Source organism: Streptomyces mutabilis (genome assembly GCF_046628145.1).
Taxonomy (GTDB): Bacteria; Actinomycetota; Actinomycetes; order Streptomycetales; family Streptomycetaceae; genus Streptomyces; species Streptomyces mutabilis.
Genome location: NZ_CP176874.1, coordinates 6,151,876 through 6,169,025, shown reverse-complemented (window position 1 = coordinate 6,169,025; position 17,150 = coordinate 6,151,876). Strand labels below are relative to the sequence as shown.

At 74.0% G+C, this 17,150-nt stretch carries 21 protein-coding genes; 15 read left to right on the top strand and 6 right to left on the bottom strand.

Annotated elements, in window-relative coordinates; translation table 11 throughout:
• The first annotated feature begins 64 nt into the window (after positions 1–64).
• From ACLIN4_RS27790 to dacB, 6 genes are all read left to right on the top strand, one after another.
• Positions 65–997 carry a DUF4129 domain-containing protein gene (locus ACLIN4_RS27790; protein ID WP_411576342.1) on the top strand — a complete coding sequence of 311 codons (933 nt, stop codon included), beginning with the start codon at positions 65–67 and terminating at the stop codon, positions 995–997.
• Complete coding sequence (locus ACLIN4_RS27785; protein WP_289909508.1) at positions 997–1,551, top strand: hypothetical protein; 555 nt, start codon at positions 997–999, stop codon at positions 1,549–1,551. The genes ACLIN4_RS27790 and ACLIN4_RS27785 overlap by 1 nt, the downstream gene beginning before the upstream one ends.
• 13 nt (positions 1,552–1,564) lie before the next feature.
• A complete protein-coding gene (locus ACLIN4_RS27780; RefSeq protein WP_100048660.1) occupies positions 1,565–2,566 on the top strand; it encodes an AAA family ATPase in 1,002 nt (333 codons plus the stop codon).
• Complete coding sequence (locus ACLIN4_RS27775; protein ID WP_411576341.1) at positions 2,563–3,909, top strand: DUF58 domain-containing protein; 1,347 nt, start codon at positions 2,563–2,565, stop codon at positions 3,907–3,909. The genes ACLIN4_RS27780 and ACLIN4_RS27775 overlap by 4 nt, the downstream gene beginning before the upstream one ends.
• Positions 3,906–4,574, top strand: a complete 669-nt coding sequence (locus ACLIN4_RS27770; protein ID WP_411576340.1) for a hypothetical protein — start codon at positions 3,906–3,908, stop codon at positions 4,572–4,574. Before ACLIN4_RS27775 ends, ACLIN4_RS27770 begins: the two co-directional genes overlap by 4 nt.
• A 120-nt stretch (positions 4,575–4,694) precedes the next feature.
• Complete coding sequence (dacB, locus tag ACLIN4_RS27765; RefSeq protein ID WP_411576339.1) at positions 4,695–6,050, top strand: D-alanyl-D-alanine carboxypeptidase/D-alanyl-D-alanine-endopeptidase; 1,356 nt, start codon at positions 4,695–4,697, stop codon at positions 6,048–6,050.
• Between the two features lie 65 nt (positions 6,051–6,115).
• Here the strand turns inward: dacB and ACLIN4_RS27760 are convergent, their stop codons facing one another.
• Positions 6,116–6,553 carry an ATP-binding protein gene (locus ACLIN4_RS27760; protein WP_107477884.1) on the bottom strand — a complete coding sequence of 146 codons (438 nt, stop codon included), beginning with the start codon at positions 6,551–6,553 and terminating at the stop codon, positions 6,116–6,118.
• Positions 6,554–6,638: 85 nt separating this feature from the next.
• Between ACLIN4_RS27760 and ACLIN4_RS27755 the strand changes: the two genes are divergently transcribed.
• A complete protein-coding gene (locus ACLIN4_RS27755) occupies positions 6,639–7,457 on the top strand; it encodes a helix-turn-helix domain-containing protein (protein ID WP_179342448.1) in 819 nt (272 codons plus the stop codon).
• Complete coding sequence (locus ACLIN4_RS27750) at positions 7,454–7,705, top strand: DUF397 domain-containing protein (RefSeq protein WP_411576338.1); 252 nt, start codon at positions 7,454–7,456, stop codon at positions 7,703–7,705. The genes ACLIN4_RS27755 and ACLIN4_RS27750 overlap by 4 nt, the downstream gene beginning before the upstream one ends.
• Here ACLIN4_RS27750 and ACLIN4_RS27745 read toward each other — a convergent pair.
• Complete coding sequence (locus ACLIN4_RS27745; RefSeq protein ID WP_289909590.1) at positions 7,662–9,164, bottom strand: carboxylesterase/lipase family protein; 1,503 nt, start codon at positions 9,162–9,164, stop codon at positions 7,662–7,664. The genes ACLIN4_RS27750 and ACLIN4_RS27745 overlap by 44 nt on opposite strands.
• Before the next feature lie 145 nt (positions 9,165–9,309).
• Between ACLIN4_RS27745 and ACLIN4_RS27740 the strand changes: the two genes are divergently transcribed.
• The 6 genes from ACLIN4_RS27740 to ACLIN4_RS27715 all read left to right on the top strand — a co-directional run bounded on the left by ACLIN4_RS27740 (position 9,310) and on the right by ACLIN4_RS27715 (position 13,569).
• Complete coding sequence (locus tag ACLIN4_RS27740; RefSeq protein WP_289909495.1) at positions 9,310–9,654, top strand: STAS domain-containing protein; 345 nt, start codon at positions 9,310–9,312, stop codon at positions 9,652–9,654.
• A gap of 115 nt (positions 9,655–9,769) precedes the next feature.
• Positions 9,770–10,834, top strand: a complete 1,065-nt coding sequence (locus tag ACLIN4_RS27735) for a LacI family DNA-binding transcriptional regulator (protein ID WP_411576337.1) — start codon at positions 9,770–9,772, stop codon at positions 10,832–10,834.
• Positions 10,835–10,896: 62 nt separating this feature from the next.
• The gene (locus ACLIN4_RS27730; protein ID WP_289909490.1) at positions 10,897–11,430 is read left to right on the top strand and encodes a hypothetical protein; all 534 of its coding nucleotides are present in this window, start codon (positions 10,897–10,899) and stop codon (positions 11,428–11,430) included.
• Positions 11,427–11,777 (top strand): transcriptional regulator, encoded by a 351-nt coding sequence (locus ACLIN4_RS27725; RefSeq protein ID WP_289909488.1) that lies wholly within the window; start codon positions 11,427–11,429, stop codon positions 11,775–11,777. Before ACLIN4_RS27730 ends, ACLIN4_RS27725 begins: the two co-directional genes overlap by 4 nt.
• Positions 11,774–12,688, top strand: a complete 915-nt coding sequence (locus tag ACLIN4_RS27720) for an ABC transporter ATP-binding protein (protein ID WP_290013351.1) — start codon at positions 11,774–11,776, stop codon at positions 12,686–12,688. The genes ACLIN4_RS27725 and ACLIN4_RS27720 overlap by 4 nt, the downstream gene beginning before the upstream one ends.
• A gap of 29 nt (positions 12,689–12,717) precedes the next feature.
• On the top strand, positions 12,718–13,569 hold the full coding sequence (locus ACLIN4_RS27715) for an ABC transporter permease (protein ID WP_100045673.1): 852 nt from the start codon (positions 12,718–12,720) through the stop codon (positions 13,567–13,569).
• A gap of 50 nt (positions 13,570–13,619) precedes the next feature.
• On the opposite strand, the gene ACLIN4_RS27710 is transcribed toward ACLIN4_RS27715, so the two are convergent.
• The 3 genes from ACLIN4_RS27710 to ACLIN4_RS27700 are packed head-to-tail and all read right to left on the bottom strand — an operon-like array spanning position 13,620 to position 15,944.
• Positions 13,620–14,543 (bottom strand): phosphotransferase family protein, encoded by a 924-nt coding sequence (locus ACLIN4_RS27710; protein ID WP_179350277.1) that lies wholly within the window; start codon positions 14,541–14,543, stop codon positions 13,620–13,622.
• Positions 14,544–14,593: 50 nt separating this feature from the next.
• The gene (locus ACLIN4_RS27705; RefSeq protein WP_381986655.1) at positions 14,594–15,253 is read right to left on the bottom strand and encodes a ThuA domain-containing protein; all 660 of its coding nucleotides are present in this window, start codon (positions 15,251–15,253) and stop codon (positions 14,594–14,596) included.
• Between the two features lie 28 nt (positions 15,254–15,281).
• Positions 15,282–15,944: a hypothetical protein gene (locus tag ACLIN4_RS27700; protein WP_381914079.1), complete on the bottom strand. Its 663-nt coding sequence runs from the start codon at positions 15,942–15,944 to the stop codon at positions 15,282–15,284.
• A 122-nt stretch (positions 15,945–16,066) separates the two neighbouring features.
• On the opposite strand from ACLIN4_RS27700, the gene ACLIN4_RS27695 reads away from it, so the two are divergent.
• The gene (locus ACLIN4_RS27695; RefSeq protein WP_289909479.1) at positions 16,067–16,471 is read left to right on the top strand and encodes a VOC family protein; all 405 of its coding nucleotides are present in this window, start codon (positions 16,067–16,069) and stop codon (positions 16,469–16,471) included.
• Here the strand turns inward: ACLIN4_RS27695 and ACLIN4_RS27690 are convergent.
• The gene (locus ACLIN4_RS27690) at positions 16,451–17,140 is read right to left on the bottom strand and encodes a helix-turn-helix transcriptional regulator (protein ID WP_307651948.1); all 690 of its coding nucleotides are present in this window, start codon (positions 17,138–17,140) and stop codon (positions 16,451–16,453) included. The genes ACLIN4_RS27695 and ACLIN4_RS27690 overlap by 21 nt on opposite strands.
• Between the last annotated feature and the right edge of the window lie 10 nt (positions 17,141–17,150).

Here is a 17,150-nt window from a genome sequence, read left to right as displayed (position 1 = left end):
CGGGTATGTGCCAGGATGACGGCGAACTGGCGTTCGGGGGCGACGGGTTCGACAAGGGGACCGCATGGAACACGGGGGGCGGCAGCGGGCGGTGCCCGGGGCGCTGGTCGCGGTGGGAGTGGTCGTGGCGCTGGCCGTGGCCGCGCTGGCACTGCGGCCCGCCGAGGGGCTGCTGCATTCCGGCAAGGGGCCGCTGGGTCACTGGGGCATCGTCGCGATCGGGGCGTCCGCCGCCTGGACGGTGGCAGTCCTGATGGCCGTCCGGCGCCTTCGCCCCCGGTTCAACGCCTACCGCGCCACGCTGCCACCGGGTGAGGAGCGGCTGCGGGAGGCCGCCGGACCGCTGCTGATCGCCGGGGCGGGCGTCATCGGCGTCCTGGCCCTGGTCCTGCACCGGTTCTCCCGAGGCGGCGGCGGGTCGGACACTCCGGAGGTCCTCCCGACGCGGTTCCCCACCCCGACGGCTCCCGGCCGGCCGGTCCCCCCGGGCGGCTCGGGGGACTCGTCGGGCCTTCCGTCCCTGCCGCTCTACCTCGTCCTCGGCCTGCTGGCCGCGGTCGTCGTCGTGCTCGTCGCGGTGGCCGTCGTGCGACGGCTGCGACGGCTCGGGCTGAGGGTGCCGCAGCGCCCCGACCTCGCGGGCGCGGCGAGCGAGGACGACGACGCGCGCGTGCTGCTGTCCGCCGTGCGGTCGGGCCGCCGCGCCCTGGCCGACACCGGCGACGCCCGTACGGCCGTCATCGCCTGCTACGCCGGGATGGAGGAAGCCCTCGTCGCCTCCGGCGTACCGCGGCACGCCTCCGACAGTCCCACCGACCTGCTCAGTCGCGCCGTCGCCGCGGGACTCGCCCCCGGACCGGCCGCACCGCGCCTCACCGCGCTGTTCCGCGAGGCGCGGTTCTCCTCCCACCCGATGGACGCCTCGCACCGCGAGGCCGCGGCCGACGCGCTGGAGGAGATCGCCTCGATGCTCCTGGACCGGGAGGAGGCGCGGTGATGCGGTCGGCGGAAGAGACTTCGGGCGAGGACATGCTCACCCTGGGCCGGCTCGGGCTGCTCGGCGGCGCGGTCGCCGGCTCCGGTGTCCTGCTCGTCCTGCTCCTCGACGGGGCCGAGGCGGCCGGCGCCCTCCTGGCCCTGCTCGTCGTCGTGGCGCTGCTCGTCGCCCGGTACGTCGCCGGGGCGGGCGCCTTCGACTCCGGGCACCGGGGCGAGGTGCGGCTGCTGCGGACCAGGGCGCCGGGCATGGGCGAGTGGCGGCGGAACGTGGGGACCGCCACGGGACCCGACGGCGCCCTCTACTACCGCGCGGTGCTCCGGCCCGAGCTGCGCCGCCTGTACGCCGCCGCGCTCGCCGAGCACCACCACGTCTCGCTCGACCAGCAGCCCGAGCGTGCGGCCGAGTTGATCGGACCCGAGCTGTGGCCGTGGCTCGGCCCCGAGCCACCCGGGACCGGGCCCGACGGCGAGGTCCCCGTCGACGTGCTGCGCCGCCTCGTCGACCGGCTCGAAACGCTCGGCGCACCCCGCACTCGTACCCCGCACCGGTAAGGAATCAAGCGACGTGACGACTGACCCCACGCCTCAGCTCCGCACCGCCGAAGAGGTCGGCGAGCAGGCCGGCGCCGTACTGCGCGAGATAGGCCGTGCCGTCGTCGGCAAGCCGGACGCCCTCGAACTGGTGATGCTGGGCGTACTGGCCGGCGGCCACGTCCTCGTCGAGGACCTGCCGGGGCTCGGCAAGACCCTGCTCGCGCGGTCCTTCGCCACCACGCTCGGCCTGGACTTCCGCCGCATCCAGTTCACGCCCGACCTGCTGCCCTCCGACGTCACCGGAACGCCGCTGTACGACCAGCGCACCGGCGAGATGGTGTTCCACCCCGGCCCGGTCTTCACCCACCTGCTGCTCGCCGACGAGATCAACCGGACGCCGCCCAAGACCCAGGCCGCGCTGCTGGAGGCGATGGCCGAGTCGCAGGTGACGGTGGACGGCGAGACCCGGCCGCTGGCCGACCCGTTCGTGGTCATCGCGACCGCCAACCCGGTGGAGTACGAGGGCACGTACTCCCTGCCCGAGGCCCAGCTCGACCGGTTCCAGCTGCGGGTGCGGATGGGCTACCTGACCGCCGGTGAGGAGCTGGCGATGCTGCGGGCGCGGATCGACCGGGCCGCGCCCGAGGCCGTGCTCGAAAGGCTGGCGGGGCCCGCCGACGTGGTGGCGTGGCGGGCCGTCGTGGAGCGCGTGGAGATCGACGACGACCTGCTGGAGTACGCCGTCGCGCTCGTCGGCGCGACCCGCGACCACCCCCAGATCAGCATCGGCGCCTCGCCGCGCGGCGGACTCGCCCTGGTCCAGCTGGCGCGCGCCCGCGCCGTGCTGGACGGCCGCGACTACGTCGTCCCGGAGGACGTCAAGTCCCTCGCGGTGCCCGCGCTCGCCCACCGGGTGTCGCTGCGGCCGGAGTTGTGGGTGCGCGAGGTGTCCACGGACGACGTGCTGCGCGAGATCGTCGGCAGCGTCGGCACGCCCACGACACGGCGTACGGCCGCCGCCGTCTCCTCGTGACCGCGCCCGCTCCCGCGCCGCCGCCGAACGCCGCCGCGGTCCGCGCCCTGGAGGGGCGCACCTCCCCGGCGCAGCCGCCGCCCCCGCCGCCCGGCGGGCCGCGCCCGAGCGAGCGGACGCTGCGCCTGCTGACCGTCGCCGTCGTCGCGCTGTCCGCCGCGCTGCTCACCGGGCGGGCGTGGCTGCTGGCACTCGCGGCGGCGCCGCTGGTGCTGCTCGCGCTGCCGCTGCCCCGCGCCTTCCCCCGGCGCGTCGAGACGTCGACGACCGTGGAACCGGGCCGCTGCTTCGAGGGCGACACCGTCACCCTGCGCATCGCGGTCGCCCACGACGGGGGCGCCGTCCGCCTCGATCCCGGCGTCACGCTCGGCCCGGGTCTGCGGCTCGACGAGGTCGTCGTCGGCCCGTCCACGGTGACGCTGCGCCACACCGCGCTGCACTGGGGCCGCTGGTCGCTGGGACCGGTGGACCTCGACGTGTACGACGCCGGGGGCACCGTGCGCCGCACCGTGCGCGTGGAGGCGGCCGAGGTGGCGGTCTTCCCGCGGGCCACGCAGGCGCGGTTCACGCCGATCCCGGCCCGGCTGCCGCAGCGACTCGGCGAGCACGCCTCGCCGCAGGCCGGCGAAGGGGTCGAGGTCGTCGGCGTGGGGCCCTGGGTGCCCGGGGAACGGCAGCGGCGCATCCACTGGCCGTCGACGACCCGGCGCGGGGCCGTGCAACTGCACCGGTTCGCGGCCGAACGGGCCGCCGACACGGTGATGCTGATCGACGCGTTCGGCGACGTCGTGGACCCGGTGACCGGTACGTCGTCCCTGGACGAGACGGTGCGGGCGGCCACCGGGCTCACCCGGGCCTACCTGCGCACCCACGACCGGGTGGGGGTCGTCTCGACCGGGGGCACCACGCGCTGGCTGGCGCCGGGCACCGGGGACGCGGCGTTCTACCGCATCGTGGAGAGCGTCCTCGACGTCCGCAAGGACCGGCGGTTCGAGACGTCCGGCCTCGAACGGGTACCGCCGCCCGCGCTGCCGGAGGGCGCTCTCGTGTACGTGTTCACGCCGTTGAGCGACGCACGGGTGCTGAAGGTGCTGCGGGATCTCCAGGCGCGCGGGCGCCGCCCGGTCGTCGTGGAGATCCCGAGCGGCGATCCACAGGTCGAACCCGGCGACGCGGCGGGCGAGTTGGGGCTGCGGCTGTGGCGCGCGGAGCGGGACGCGATGCGCTTCGCGCTGCGGGACAGCGGGGTGCCGGTGGTGCGGCACGTCGTGGGCGAGTCGTTGGATCTGGCGTTGGCGCCGCTGCTGTCGGGGCGGGTCGGCGGGAGGGGGCGCGCGGGATGACGGTGCTCGACGACCGGGTCGGCTTCCGGGAGTACCTGGGGTACTGGGCCGGCACCCTGCCGGTGCGGGTGCTCGGGGCGGCGGCGGTCGTGATGGCGTGGCGGCCGTGGGCGACGGTGAACGGCGCGCCGGACGCGGTCGTGTTCGGGTGCGCGGTCGCCTTCGCGGTGTGGGCGGCGCCGTCGCTGGACCGGCGGCCGTCGCTGGAGTCCGTGCGGTGGTCCTACCGTCTGCTGCGGCACCGGACGACGGTGCTGGCGGGCGGTGTCGTGGTGATCGCGGCGTCCGGCGATCCGGCCTGGTGGGAGCGCGCCTGCGTGATCGGGCTGCTCGTGGCCCACCTGGTGACGAGTGAGACGTGGCCCTGGCGGTGGGGGCGCGGGGCCGCGCGCGCGTGGACGGAGGCGGTCGCGGCCTGCGCGGGAGCGGGCGTCGTGGCGGTGGCCGCCGCGGTTCCGGTGAGCGGAGCCGGCTCCGGCCTCGGGCGAGCGATCGCCGCCGGGACGGTGGTGGCCCTCGCGGTGGCCGTCGGCGGGCTGTTGCGCGCCCGGTGGCGCGGCGACGCCCCGAAAACCCTTTTCCCGGTGCCCGAAAGGGCAACGGAATCTCCCGTACGACACCGGGAGGACCCGCTTCACGAGGGCGCCGGGAAAGCCGTTCCGTAATTCGGTCGCACAACATTCACATCCCGTCGATCACCGTCCCGGTCCTTCATATGACGACTGGTAGCGTGCCCGGCGCTTCACCCCCACAGACCGAAGCAACCGATCTTTGGACTTCACTTCATGACTGGAACGCCAGACGGAACCTCCTCCAACACGTTCACGCCGGGCGGACGGCGCCGGCACCGCCGGGTGAGAGTGAGCCGCGTCGGCGCGCGACGGGCCCTCGTGCTCGCGATGGCCGTGCCCGTGGCCTCCGCCACGCTGGCCGGGACCTCGGCCTTCGCCGCCGACGACAGCGGCCCGCGACCGCAGGGCGTCTCGGTCGACGACCTCGGCGCGGACGACGCGCGGCTGGTCGAGAACCTCGACGAGCGCCTCGCCGACGAGCGCCTGGGCACCGACGTCAGCGGCGTCGTGCTCGACGCCGACTCGGACACCCCCCTGTGGGACCACAACGGCTCCACCGCCCTCATGCCGGCCTCCAACGTCAAGCTCGCCACGGCCACCACGGCCCTGACGCTGCTGGGCGCGAACCACGAGTTCACCACGAAGGTGATGTACGGCGAGGGCACCCTCACCCTCGTCGGCGGCGGTGACCGCACCCTCACCGGCGAGGACGTCGCCGAGCTGGCCAGGACCGCCGCCGACGGGCTCAAGGCGGCGGGCCGGACCGACGTCCAGGTCCGGGTGGACGACAGCCTGTTCGCCGCCCCGAGCCTCGCCGAGGGCTGGAACGAGGGCTACTACCCCACCGAGGTCGCCCCGGTCCGTTCGCTCGTGGTCGACGGTGCCGCCGTCGAGGACACGTCGATCGACGCCGGCAAGGTCTTCGCCGAGAAGCTCGCCGCGCAGGGCATCACCGTCAAGGGCGATGTCAGCCGTACGACGGCGAAGGGCTCCGACGTACCGGTGGCGCAGCACAAGTCGGCGCCGCTGTCGGACATCGTCAAGCAGATGCTCAAGACCAGCGACAACAACATCGCCGAGACCCTGCTGCGGATGAGCGCGGTGGAGCTGGGCAAGCCGGGGACCTTCGAGGCGGGCACCGCGTTGGTCCGCCAGGTGCTCAGCTCGTACGGCATCTCCCTCGACAACTTCGAGATGCACGACGGCAGCGGCCTCTCCCGGGCCGACCGCATTCCGGCCGCGACCCTCGCACAGCTCCTCGACGCGATCACGGAGTCCCCCGCCCTGGGTTCGATCCTGGAGGGTCTGCCCGTCTCCGGCGAGGCCGGTGCCAGCCTCGGCCCGGAGTGGGGACGCTTCGACGACCCCAACTCCGAGTGCGCCGTCGGCAAGGTGCACGCGAAGACCGGCACGCTCACCGGTGCCGTCGCCCTGAGCGGTGTCACGCGCACCGACGACGGCGACTGGCGGATCTTCTCCTTCATCGAGAACAACTCGACGGCCGCCCCGGGCGACATCAAGGACGCCATGGACGGCCTCGCCGCGACCGTGAACGGCTGCTGGGCCTGACACCTCGCACCTGACGGAGCGTGGAGATCCGGTGAAGGCCCCCGAGGGCAGACGGGCGTGCCCCGTCAGTCCGCCGGGACGGCACACTCGAACCACACGACCTTGCCGGGCTCCCGCTCCGCCACGCCCCACTTGTCCGCCAGCTCCGACACCAGCAGCAGCCCGCGCCCGCCCTCGCCCGCACCGTCGGGGTCCAGCGGTACGGCGGGTACGCCGCCCCCGCTGTCGTGGACCTCGACGCGTACGCCGTCCCCGCAGGGCAGCAGTCGCAGCAGGAAGCCCCGGCCGGGCGGTACGCCGTGCAGCAGGGCGTTGGTCGCCAGTTCACTGACGCACAGCACCACGTCGTCCGCGCGCCCGCGCACGCCCCAGTCGACGAGCGTCTCCCGCGCGAACGCCCGCGCGGCGGGGACGGACCGGCGCTCCCGGCGGTAGAAGCGCTCGCGTGGGGACGGGGGTTGAGTTTCGGTGTTCACGTGACGAGGGTCACGCTCCGTGGTCATGATGAGACAGTGCGCGATGCCGTACAGCCGGTCTGTACGGGTGCGCGACGGTGGACGTACGCACGCGGGTGGGGAGTTCGACCTCATGGGCACGACGACACGGAGGAACGCCTCCGCGATGAAGATGGTGGGGGCCCTGCTCGCCCTCTACCGCCAGGCCGCCGGGCACACCCAGAGGTCGCTGGGCGAACGGTTCGTCATCGGCGAGCAGCAGATCGCCTCGATCGAACAGGGCAGACGCCCGCTGAAGCCGGATCTCGCCGAGCAGCTCGACGAACTCCTGGGGACGAAGGGGGCGTTGTCGATCGCGTTGAGCAAGATGCCGGAGGTGGATCTGGTTCCGTTGTGGGCGGAGGAGTTCCTGGACCGGGAGCGGGAGGCGATCGCCATCTCGTCGTACGAGAACCAGGTGCTGCCGGGGCTGCTCCAGACGGAGGCGTACGCGTGGGCGGTGTTCCGCAGTCGTGTACCGGTCTACGACGAAGACACGATCGCCCGCCTCGCGGCGGCGCGCATCGAACGTCAGGGGATCTTGCAGGGCAAGGAGCCACCGATCACGTGCTTCGTGGTCTGGGAGCCGGTCGTACACGCACCCATCGGTGGAAGGCAGGTGTGGGCGGAGCAACTTCGGCATCTTCGCGCGTGTTCCGAGCTGCCTGGGCTCATGCTTCAGGTGTTGCCCTTGGACCGGGCCAGTCACGCCTCGCTCGACGGCCCGTTCGTTCTGCTCGAGACACCTGAACATCAGCGGCTCGCCTACACAGAGAACCAGCGCGGCAGTCAACTGATCGCCGACCCCGACGAGGTGGCGATCCTCACCCAGAAGTGTGCGATGCTGCGGTCACAGGCCCTCACCCCGGAGGACACGAGGGACCTACTGGACCGTCTCCTGGGAGAGCAATGAGCGGCACCGCACTTCGGTGGTTCAAGTCGAGCTACAGCGGCAGCGAGGGCGGCAACTGCATCGAAGTCGCCTACGAATGGCGCAAGTCCAGCTACAGCGGAAGCGAAGGCGGCCAGTGCCTCGAAGTCGCCTACGCCCCCACCACCATCCACATCCGCGACTCCAAGACCGTCACCCCTGACGACCTCACCCCCACCCCCCACATCACCGTCGCACCAGCCGCCTGGACCGCATTCCTCGCATGGTGACGTCGGCCTTCCACAGGTCGAACTCCGCGTCGCGCGGACCGCGCACCGTGTGCGGGGCACCGTCCCCGAAGACCCGGACGGGATGCGTGGCGTCCCACGCCTCCCACCCGGGGTCCCCGGACCGGACGAACCGCACCCACGCCCCGTGCATCGCGTCCGCGAGCTCCCGCGGCGCCCCCTCACCGGCGAGCCGGCGTGAATCCGGCACGTCCCCGGAGTCGAAGACGAAGCCGAGTTCCAGGGCGTGGCAGGCGCCGAGGTCGGGCAGGCCGGACGGCCAGGCGAACTCGTAGACGTACGACGATCCCGGCCGCGCGTCGGCCACCCGGTGCAGGGGGATGCGCAGCAGGTGGTCGGTGACCAGCTGGCCCACGGTCTCGGCGGCACCGGCGTCGGGGCGCAGGGTGCGGTAGCCGCGTACGACCTCGTTGCCGCAGTGGCAGCGGGCCCGCGCGCCGGCCAGGGCGACCGCGCCCAGTCGGTCGACGCGTTCGAGGAGGCCGCCGGGGACCAGCCAGAGCCGGTACTCGTCGCGGGTCCAGCCCATCATCAGGTCGACGCCGCGTGCGGCGTCGCCGTCCACCAGCGCTTCCAAGGGGTCGCGGGTCACCACGTCGCCGTCGACGACGATGCCGAAGGCGGGCCCGCCGAGGACCGGGCTGCTGAATCTTCCGACCTCGGCCTGGGCGCGCAGCAGTTGGTCGCGGTCGGCGGCGGCGAAGGCCTCGGCGGTGGCGGGGATCTTGAGGCGGGAGGCCATGCGGCGGACCATCCGCCGTACCTTGTCGCGGTCGGACGCCTCGGGAGCGCCGCTCTGGAGGACGGCCCGCCGGAAGAGGCCCCGGGCCCGCGGGGCGGCGAGGAGGGCGCCGGTGCTGATGGCTCCGGCGGACTGGCCGGCGACGGTGACTAGGTCGGGGTCGCCGCCGAAGGCGGTGATCGAGTCCCGCACCCACTCCAGGGCGGCCAGTTGGTCACGCAGGCCGGCGTTGGCGGGGGCGTCCGGGAACAGTCCGTAGCCCTCGACGCCGAGCCGGTAGTTGATCGAGACGCAGACGACCCCGTCCCGGGCGAAGGTGCCGCCGTCGTAGACGGGGACGGCGGAGGAGCCCCTGGTCAGAGCGCCGCCGTGGAGCCACACCAGGACCGGCAGGCGGGCGTCGGGGCTGGGGTCGGGGGTCCAGACGTTGAGGTTGAGGCAGTCGTCACCGGGGATCGCCGGGTCGGAGAGGTACTGGGCGAAGGCCTCGGAGTACGGCGGTTTCGGTGCCGTGGGGCCGAAGGAGGCCGCGTCGCGCACGCCGTCCCACGGCTCGGGCGGCTCCGGTGGCCGGAACCGGCGCGGTCCGAAGGGGGGTGCCGCGTACGGGATGCCCCGGAACACGGCGACACCGTGCTCGTACCTGCCCCGTACCGCCCCGTGGGGCGTTCGGATCACGGGGTTCGTCCGGCCCGCCATCGCGCTCACCAGCCCTTCACCGCGCTGTTGCACCGCTCATGTCAGAGCGCAGCGGAGGTTCGGTCTATTCCGGCCGACCCGCGCGGCGCCGCTGGGGGACAATGGGAGACACGTCCGCCCGCACCGTGTCGCTGAGGAGGCCGTCGTGACCGTCGACCCGCGTCGCTCCAGCCCGACGACCGCACCCGTGAGGATCGCCGAGGCGGACGGGCACCACGCCGTCCTGGCCTTCTCCGGCGACCTGGACGCTCCGGCGCTGCGCGTGCTGGAGGAGCTCCTGCTCGACCACCGCCTGCGCGAGCCGTCCGCCTGGACGCTGGACATGACCGACCTCCACCACATCGACCTGGCCTGCGCCTACGCGCTGCTGCGCGCGGTCACCGAGACGCCGGAACGGGAGATCGCGATCACCGTGCGCGGGGCCCGCCCCGCCGTGCACCGGACCCTGCGGCACGCGGGTGTGGACACCGTCGCCACCTTCGCGCGCTGACCCGCCGCCGGGCGGCGCCCCTCTTCCCCGGTCTTCCCGCCGGGGAGCGGCATACCTAGGATAGGAAGCGCTTTCTGTCCCCGGGCCCCGGACGGGCCGGAGAGGTGGTTGCCCGATGGTCCGTACGGCGAGTGCGAGCACGTCGGCCGGGCCGACGCTGGCGGTCGTGGCCCGGGAAGCCGGGGTCTCGGTGCCGACCGCGTCCAAGGTCGTCAACGGACGGGAGGACGTGGCACCCGAGACCCGCCGGCGCGTGACGGAGGCGCTGGACCGGCTCGGCTACGTGCGCCGCCCGCGTTTCGACACCGCGCGGGCGCTCCGGCTGGTCGATCTCGTCGTGCACTCCCTGGACAGCTCGCGGTCGGGCGCGGTGCTGCGCGGGGTGGAGGAGGCGGCGTACGACGCGGGACTCGAGGTGGTCGTCTCGGCGGGCCTGAACCGCCCCCGGCCCGGGGGCGAGGAACGGCCGCGACCGGCCCACGGCTGGCTGGACCGGCTCGTGGTGCGCGGCTCGTCCGGGGTGCTGTTCGACCTGGCCGAGCCGACCGCTCTCCAGTACGCGTGGCTGGAGCAGCACCGCATTCCGTTCGTGATGATCGATCCGGCGGTGGAACCGCCGTCGGACGTGGTGTCGGTGGGCGCCGCGAACTGGCAGGGCGGGGTGACGGCGACCGAGCACCTGCTGCGCCTCGGCCACGAGCGGATCGCCGTCGTCGCCGGTCAGCGGCGCAGCCTCGGCAGCGGCGCGCGGATCGCCGGCTACCGCTCCGCCCTGGCGTCGGCGGGGGTGCCCGACCGGCCCGAGTACGTCCGCCACGCCGGGTTCGACCGCGCCGCGGCCCGGCGGCGCACGCGGGAGCTGCTGGACCTGCCCGAGCCGCCGACGGCCGTGTTCGTCTGCTCGGACGTGATGGCCCTCGGCGTGTACGAGGCGCTGGCCGAGCGGGGCCTGACGGTACCGGCCGACATGAGCGTGGTCGGCTTCGACGACCTGCCCGAGGCCCGCTGGGCCGCCCCGGCCCTGACCACGGTCCGCCGGCCGCTCTCGGAGATGGCGGCCACCGCCCTGCGCCTGCTGCTGCGCATGATGGAGGGCCACCACCCGGAGAGCACGCGCACGGAACTGTCGACCCGCCTGGTGGAGCGCGCGAGCACCGCGCCACCGCACACCCGGGGGTGACTTCGGCTCCCTTACTTGCCTGCCGGGAAAGTCAAAGGTAACTTTCCCAGTAGGAAAGTGAAGTGGACACGGACAGAGAGGCGGTGGGCGTGAGCACACCGGTCGACGCCGAACAGGCATGGAGGGACCTGCAGCGCATCCGGGTGCCGCAGGAGCGGGTGTACGACGAGGTCGAGCGGTCGGCCTCCGGCGGCCCCCGCGCGACCCGCACCACGGCCGCGATCATGTGGGTCTTCCTGGTCTTCATGGGGCTGGACCTGCCCAAGTGGGGCGTCTGGCTGGCCCTCGCCGTGTATCTCGTGGTGCTGGGGACGCTGGCCCGGGCGTACAACCGCAGGAGCCGGGTGCGGCTGCACCACTCCCGCTGCGACTGGCGGATGCTGGCGGGCTTCGTCGCGGGTGCGGTGGTGACCTGCGCGACGATCGTGCTGTCCGGTCGTCTGGTCGAGCCGCTGGAGCCGATGACGGGCGCGCTGATCCAGGCCACCGTCTCGGCGGCCGTGTTCGTGCTGTTCACGGGGCCGGTGAGCCGGTGGTCGACCGGGGCGTTGCGCGGCCGGGGCGGACGGAAGACCTCCGAGGGGGCGGGCCGGTGAGCACCCCCTCGGGCTTCGACGAGCTGATCCACCCCGCCACCCGGCTGTCGGTGGTCGCGCTGCTCGCCGCCACCGAATGGGCGGACTTCGCGTTCGTCCGCGACAGCCTCTCGCTCAGCGACTCCGCGCTCTCGAAGCAGCTCCACACGCTGGAGGAGGCCGGATACCTGGAGCTACGCAAGGAGGGCGCCGGGCGCAAGCGGCGCACAAAGGTGCGGCTGACGGACCGCGGGCGCGGCGCCTTCGACGGGCACGTGGCGGCGCTCCGGGCGATCGTCGAGGGCGCCGGCCCAACGGCGTCGGCCGGCCGGCCGGCGCCGGTGCAGTCGACGGAGGCCGCACGATGACGCCGGCCCCCACCTCCGCCTCCGACGTCGTCGTCGAGGCCCGGGACGTGACGATGGCGTACGGGGACGTCGACGTCCTGCGCGGCGTCGACCTCGACATCCACCGCGGCGAGGTCTTCGCCCTGCTCGGGCCCAACGGCGCCGGGAAGACCACCACCGTCGAGATCCTGGAGGGCTTCCGGCGCCGCTCGGCCGGAGACGTCCGCGTGCTGGGCACCGACCCGGAGCGGGGCGACGACGCCTGGCGCGGCCGGCTCGGACTGGTCCTTCAGTCCTGGCGGGACCACCCCCGCTGGCGGGTCGCCGAACTGCTCGCGCACTTCGCGGCGTACTACCCCGACCCGCGCGACCCGGCCGAGCTGCTGGCCCTGGTCGGGCTCACCGACCAGGCCGGACGCCAGGTGAACCGGCTGTCCGGCGGCCAGCGACGCCGGCTGGACGTCGCGCTCGGCATCGTCGGCCGTCCCGAACTGCTCTTCCTGGACGAACCGACCACCGGCTTCGACCCCGAGGCCCGGCACGAGTTCCACCTCCTGGTCGAACGGCTGGCCCGCGAGGAGGGCGTCACCGTCCTGCTCACCACCCACGACCTGGTGGAGGCCGAACGGCTCGCCGACCGGATCGCCATGCTGGTCGGCGGCCGGATCCGCGCCCACGGCACCCCCGCCGAACTGGCCCGCCGGGCCGCCGCCCAGGCGGAGGTCCGCTGGACGGCCGACGACGGGACGCCCCGGCGCGAACGCACCGGGGACCCCTCGCGGCTGGTCTGGGAACTCCACCGGGACGCGGACGGCCCGATCGCCGGTCTGGAGGTCCGCCGCCCGACCCTGGAGGACACCTACTTGCACATGGTCCACCGGGCGGCCGACGGGACGGACGCGACGGCGGACGAGGAGGCGCGGGCCGCGTGAAGGGAACACAGGGAACACGAGGAACACACATGAGGCGCTACCGGCGTGCCGGGCTCCAGCGCGGCGGCATCGAGCTGCGCCAGCTCCTGCGCAATCCGAAGGAGCTGTCCGGCCATCTGACCAACGTGGCCGTCGCGTTGGCCCTCGCCGCCTACATCGGCGACGACGTGCCCGGCACCCAGACCCCGATGGCCCACCTGGTGCTGGCGGGCTTCGCCGCCTACCTGCTGTTCCAGACAGGACTGGTCAACCTCCCGCAGATGCTGGTGACCGAGCGCGAGGAGGGCGCCCTGCTGCGGCTGCGCGCCACGCCCGGCGGGATACCCGCCTACCTGATCGCCAAGTGCGTGCTCGTGCTCGGCACGGCGGTCGGCACCCTGGCGCTGCTCCTGCTGTCGGCGGCCGTGCTGGTGGACGGGCCGCTGCCGCACGGGCCGGGCGGCTGGCTGACGCTGCTGTGGGTCACCACGCTGGGCCTGCTCGCCGTCGTACCGCTGGGCGCCGCCATCGGCGCCGTGCTGCCCAACCCCCGCGAGGCGCTGGCGCTGATCATGCTGCCGACGATGGGGCTGCTGGCCACGTCGGGGGCGGTGTTCCCGATCACGTCGCTGCCGGTGCCGGTCCAGCAGGTGGCCTCCGTCTTCCCGCTCAAGTGGATGGCGCAGGGCCTGCGTTCGGCACTCTTCCCGGACTCGGCACGGGCCGCCGAGGCGGCCGGCTCCTGGGAACTGCCCATGGTCGCCCTGGTCCTGACCGCCTGGGCCGTCCTCGGGTCCCTCCTCGCGGTCCCCCTCCTGCGCCGCGCCGCCCGCCGCGAGTCCGGCTCCCGCCTGAGCGCACGACACCGGAAGGCGGCCCAGAGCGGGGCGATGCCCGCGTAGACGGGCTCCTCACGCGCGAGAGGGACGGTCCCCGCGCACCGGCGGCGTCGTCACACCGTGCCGAACCACGCCTGCGCGAGCGAGGACAGCGTTCCTTCGGCCGGCGCGCCCAGTTCCCTCATGTACCAGGGAAGGTTGCTGTACACGTGCAGCAACGTGTACGCGAGCAGCTCCGCCGGTTCGAAGGTACGGCCGTAGGACTTGGTGAGCCGGGCCAGCAGGTCCGGGTCACCGCGGGTGACGAACAGGCCGACGCCGACGAAGTCGTACGCGCGGTCACCGATCATGGCCGGTTCGAAGTCGAAGAGCCCGGTCAGGCGCCATCCGTCGGGATCCACCAGGAAGTGCTGCTGCATGACCTCGGTGTGCAGCAGCGAACGGGGCGGGGTGCGCCGCAGGGGAGTCGCGGCGAGGAAGTCCGGTATCTGTTCCAGCCAGGCCGGCGACAGGCCGTGGCCGCGCTGCTGTTCCACGGCGCCGTCGGCCTGACGGTCCAGGAAGGCACCCCAGTCCCCGGGGCCGAGGACGTCCCCGAGCGGATCGGGGTCGAGCGAGTGGAGCACCGCGAGCGCCTCACCGGTGTCGGCCACGAGCCGCTCCCGGTCGGCCCGTGACACGTTCCCCCAGGAGCGGGCCAGGTTCTCACCGCGCAACCGGGACATCAGGACGTACTGCCAGCCGTTCTCGTACGCACCGAAGTCCCGCACCCGCGGTGTCGGCACCGGCAGCCGCCCGTCGATGTAGGAGAGGACGCGGCCTTCGGCGACGCCGTCCTGGGCCGCCGCTGCGGGGAACAGCTTGAGGACGTGCTCCTCACCCACCGCGTAGACCGGCTGCGAGCCGTCGGGGAAACGGGTCAGTGGCGCGCCGGCCAGGCCGAGACGTGCGCAGAGATCCTCCGCTCCCGGGCGCATGACCGTCTCGTCGGGGACGATCGCGTCCCACTCTTCGTCAGTTTCCACCAGTGGCAGCATGATCGGGACCCTAGGTCGCCGGCCACCGGGCGGCAACGGAATTCGGCGGCTCACGCGTCCGGCACCCCGGCCGTGCGCGCCGCCCACTGGACGCCGCCCCGCAGATGGGCCAGGAAGTCCGGGTCCGCGTACGCCTCGGCGGCGTGGCCGAGGGCGGTGTAGAAGACGCGGCCCGCGCCCTGCTCCCGGCACCAGACGAGCGGATGGTCCTCGCCCATGCCGCCGCCCTCGTACGACGACTCGTCGGCGCGGGCGAGGACGCGGACCGTGCCCCGGGGGCTGGTGCGGAAGTCGTACCACTCGTCCGTGAAGTCCCAGACCGGCGGAAGGCCCCGGGTCGCCGGGTGGTCGCGGTCCTCGACGACCACCCGGCCCGGCTGGTAGGCGGGGTGGCGGTCGAAGCGGGCGCCGAGGAGTTCGCCGTAGAACGGCCAGTCGTACTCGGTGCAGGCCGCCGCGTGCACGCCCACGAAGCCGCCGCCGCCCTCGACGTGTGCGGCGAGCCGTTCGCGGCCGGCCGGGGTGAGCACCTCGCCGCTGGTGGAGAGGAAGACGACGGCGGCGTACGGGGTGAGGGGGCGTTCGAGGGCGGCCGGGTCCTCGGTGGCGTCCACCGTGAAGTCGCCGAGGGCGCGCAGGGCCGCGATCCCGGCCGGGATGGAGTCGTGGCGGTAGTCGGTGGTGCGGGTGTAGACGAGGAGTCGGGGCACGGTCGAAGTCCCTCCGGTGCGGGGGCGGTCAGCCGCCGATGTCCACGCTGTTGTCGGGCGGGCCGTCGCCGAACTCGGGCAGGTCACCGCGTTCCACCGGGGTGGTGTCGGGGCGCGGTGAGGGGAGGGTGGCGGCGGCCTCGGCGGCGTCGGGGCGGTGGACGTCCCCGGTGGCGTCCCGCAGTACGGCGCGCGACACCGCGTCCGCCTCGGCGGACAGCCGTACCGCGTGCCCGTTCTTCGGCAGGACGTACTCGTGCCGCCCGCCCCCGGTGCGGTACCACATCCCGGCGTCGAACTCGCACGTGGTCCGTTCGTCGCTCGTGTCACCCACCGGCCGGCTGCGGCAGGTGGCCTCGGTGATCTCACCCCGCTCGACGGAGAGACGGATCATGGCTCCCGAGGCGGCCACGTAGGTGGCGGAGAAGCCGTCGTCGCCGAGCACACCGACGGACTGCGGGGCCAAGGGGAATTCGGGGACCCGCATGACGTAGACCAGTTCGGGGTCCACGCCCATCGCCTTCGCCCTGTTCTCGAGTTCGTCGGGGGTCAGGAAGACCTCCTCGGCCGCCTCGGAGGCGGCGGCGGCCGAAGCGGCGGCGGCCACCGGGTCTTCGGCCGACTCGGTACCGCACGCGGTGAGCAGCAGAGGGGCCAGCAGCAGCGGCAGGACGCGTGCGCGACGATTCATGCGCCCATCCTGCCGCACAGGTGTTCCAGAGAAGGGTGCTTTCGCGTGTGCTCCCGCCACGGCGGCTCACCGTGTCCGAATCCTTCAAGACGGGCCCCGGCCGCCCTGCCTACGGTGACCGCATGACCGCACGATTCAACGCCATCGGCCTCGTCGTCTCCGACATGGCCGCGTCCGTGACCTTCTACCGCCGGCTCGGTTTCGCCTTCCCCGAGGGCGCCGAGCACGGGCCGCACGCCGAGGCCGAGTTGCCGGGCGGGATCCGGCTGATGCTCGACACCGAGGAGTCCGTCCGTTCCTTCACGCCCGGGTGGGAGCCGCCGGCCGGCGGCGGGCGGCACTCGCTCGCCCTGCTCTGCGACACGCCCGCGGAGGTCGACGCCTTCTACGAGGAGCTGACCGGCGCCGGCTGCCACGGCGAACGCAAGCCCTGGGACGCGCCCTGGGGACAGCGGTACGCCGTCGTCAACGACCCGGACGGGCACGGGGTCGACCTGTTCGCGCCGCTAGCCGCGCCCGGCGAGTAGTTCACCCGGCGGCAGGCCCGTCAACTCCCGCACGTCCCGTGCCAGGTGCGCCTGGTCGGCGTACCCCGACCGGCCGGCGGTCTCGGCGAGGGGCGTGCCGGCGCGGGCCAGGGCGAGGGCGCGCTGGAGCCGCAGTACGCGGGCCAGCGTCTTGGGGCCGTACCCGAAGGCGGCCAGGGAGCGGCGGTGCAACTGGCGCGCGCTCAGTCCCAGTTCGTCGGCGGTGGCGGCGACCGGGCGGCCCGCGTCGAGGGCGGCCACGATCCGGCGCAGGAGCGGATCGGGGGGCTCGGTGTCGGCCGCCCTGGACAGCGCGGCCTCCTCCAGGCCCGTGGCGGGGTCGGGGGCCGCGTTCACCCGCGCGGTCAGCTGCCGGACGCGGGCGGCCGGCCAGAGGTCGGCGAGGTCGACGCGCCGGTCGCGCAGCTCGCGGGCGGGGACGCCGAGGAGGGCGGGCGCCGTGCCGGGGTGGAAGCGGACGCCGGCCCAGCGGCCCGAGGTGCCCGCGGTGACGTGGGCGCGGGTGTCGGGGCCCGCGACCAAGAGCCGGCCGTCGTGCCAGAGCAGGTCCATGCAGCCGTCGGGCAGGACCCGCCCCGCGCCGGGCGCGTCCGGGGTATTGGTCCACACCACCGCGCCGGTCAGCCGGGACGCCCGTTCCGCGTACACGCCTGCCAGG

Coding starts and splice junctions, on each gene's coding strand:
- ACLIN4_RS27750 (WP_411576338.1), top strand. CDS start 7,454: ATGAGCGGCACCGCACTTCGGTGGTTCAAGTCGAGCTACAGCGGCAGC.
- ACLIN4_RS27785 (WP_289909508.1), top strand. CDS start 997: ATGCGGTCGGCGGAAGAGACTTCGGGCGAGGACATGCTCACCCTGGGC.
- dacB (WP_411576339.1), top strand. CDS start 4,695: ATGACTGGAACGCCAGACGGAACCTCCTCCAACACGTTCACGCCGGGC.
- ACLIN4_RS27745 (WP_289909590.1), bottom strand. CDS start 9,164: ATGGCGGGCCGGACGAACCCCGTGATCCGAACGCCCCACGGGGCGGTA.
- ACLIN4_RS27720 (WP_290013351.1), top strand. CDS start 11,774: ATGACGCCGGCCCCCACCTCCGCCTCCGACGTCGTCGTCGAGGCCCGG.
- ACLIN4_RS27790 (WP_411576342.1), top strand. CDS start 65: ATGGAACACGGGGGGCGGCAGCGGGCGGTGCCCGGGGCGCTGGTCGCG.
- ACLIN4_RS27710 (WP_179350277.1), bottom strand. CDS start 14,543: ATGCTGCCACTGGTGGAAACTGACGAAGAGTGGGACGCGATCGTCCCC.
- ACLIN4_RS27715 (WP_100045673.1), top strand. CDS start 12,718: ATGAGGCGCTACCGGCGTGCCGGGCTCCAGCGCGGCGGCATCGAGCTG.
- ACLIN4_RS27770 (WP_411576340.1), top strand. CDS start 3,906: ATGACGGTGCTCGACGACCGGGTCGGCTTCCGGGAGTACCTGGGGTAC.
- ACLIN4_RS27755 (WP_179342448.1), top strand. CDS start 6,639: ATGGGCACGACGACACGGAGGAACGCCTCCGCGATGAAGATGGTGGGG.
- ACLIN4_RS27735 (WP_411576337.1), top strand. CDS start 9,770: ATGGTCCGTACGGCGAGTGCGAGCACGTCGGCCGGGCCGACGCTGGCG.
- ACLIN4_RS27700 (WP_381914079.1), bottom strand. CDS start 15,944: ATGAATCGTCGCGCACGCGTCCTGCCGCTGCTGCTGGCCCCTCTGCTG.
- ACLIN4_RS27760 (WP_107477884.1), bottom strand. CDS start 6,553: ATGACCACGGAGCGTGACCCTCGTCACGTGAACACCGAAACTCAACCC.
- ACLIN4_RS27695 (WP_289909479.1), top strand. CDS start 16,067: ATGACCGCACGATTCAACGCCATCGGCCTCGTCGTCTCCGACATGGCC.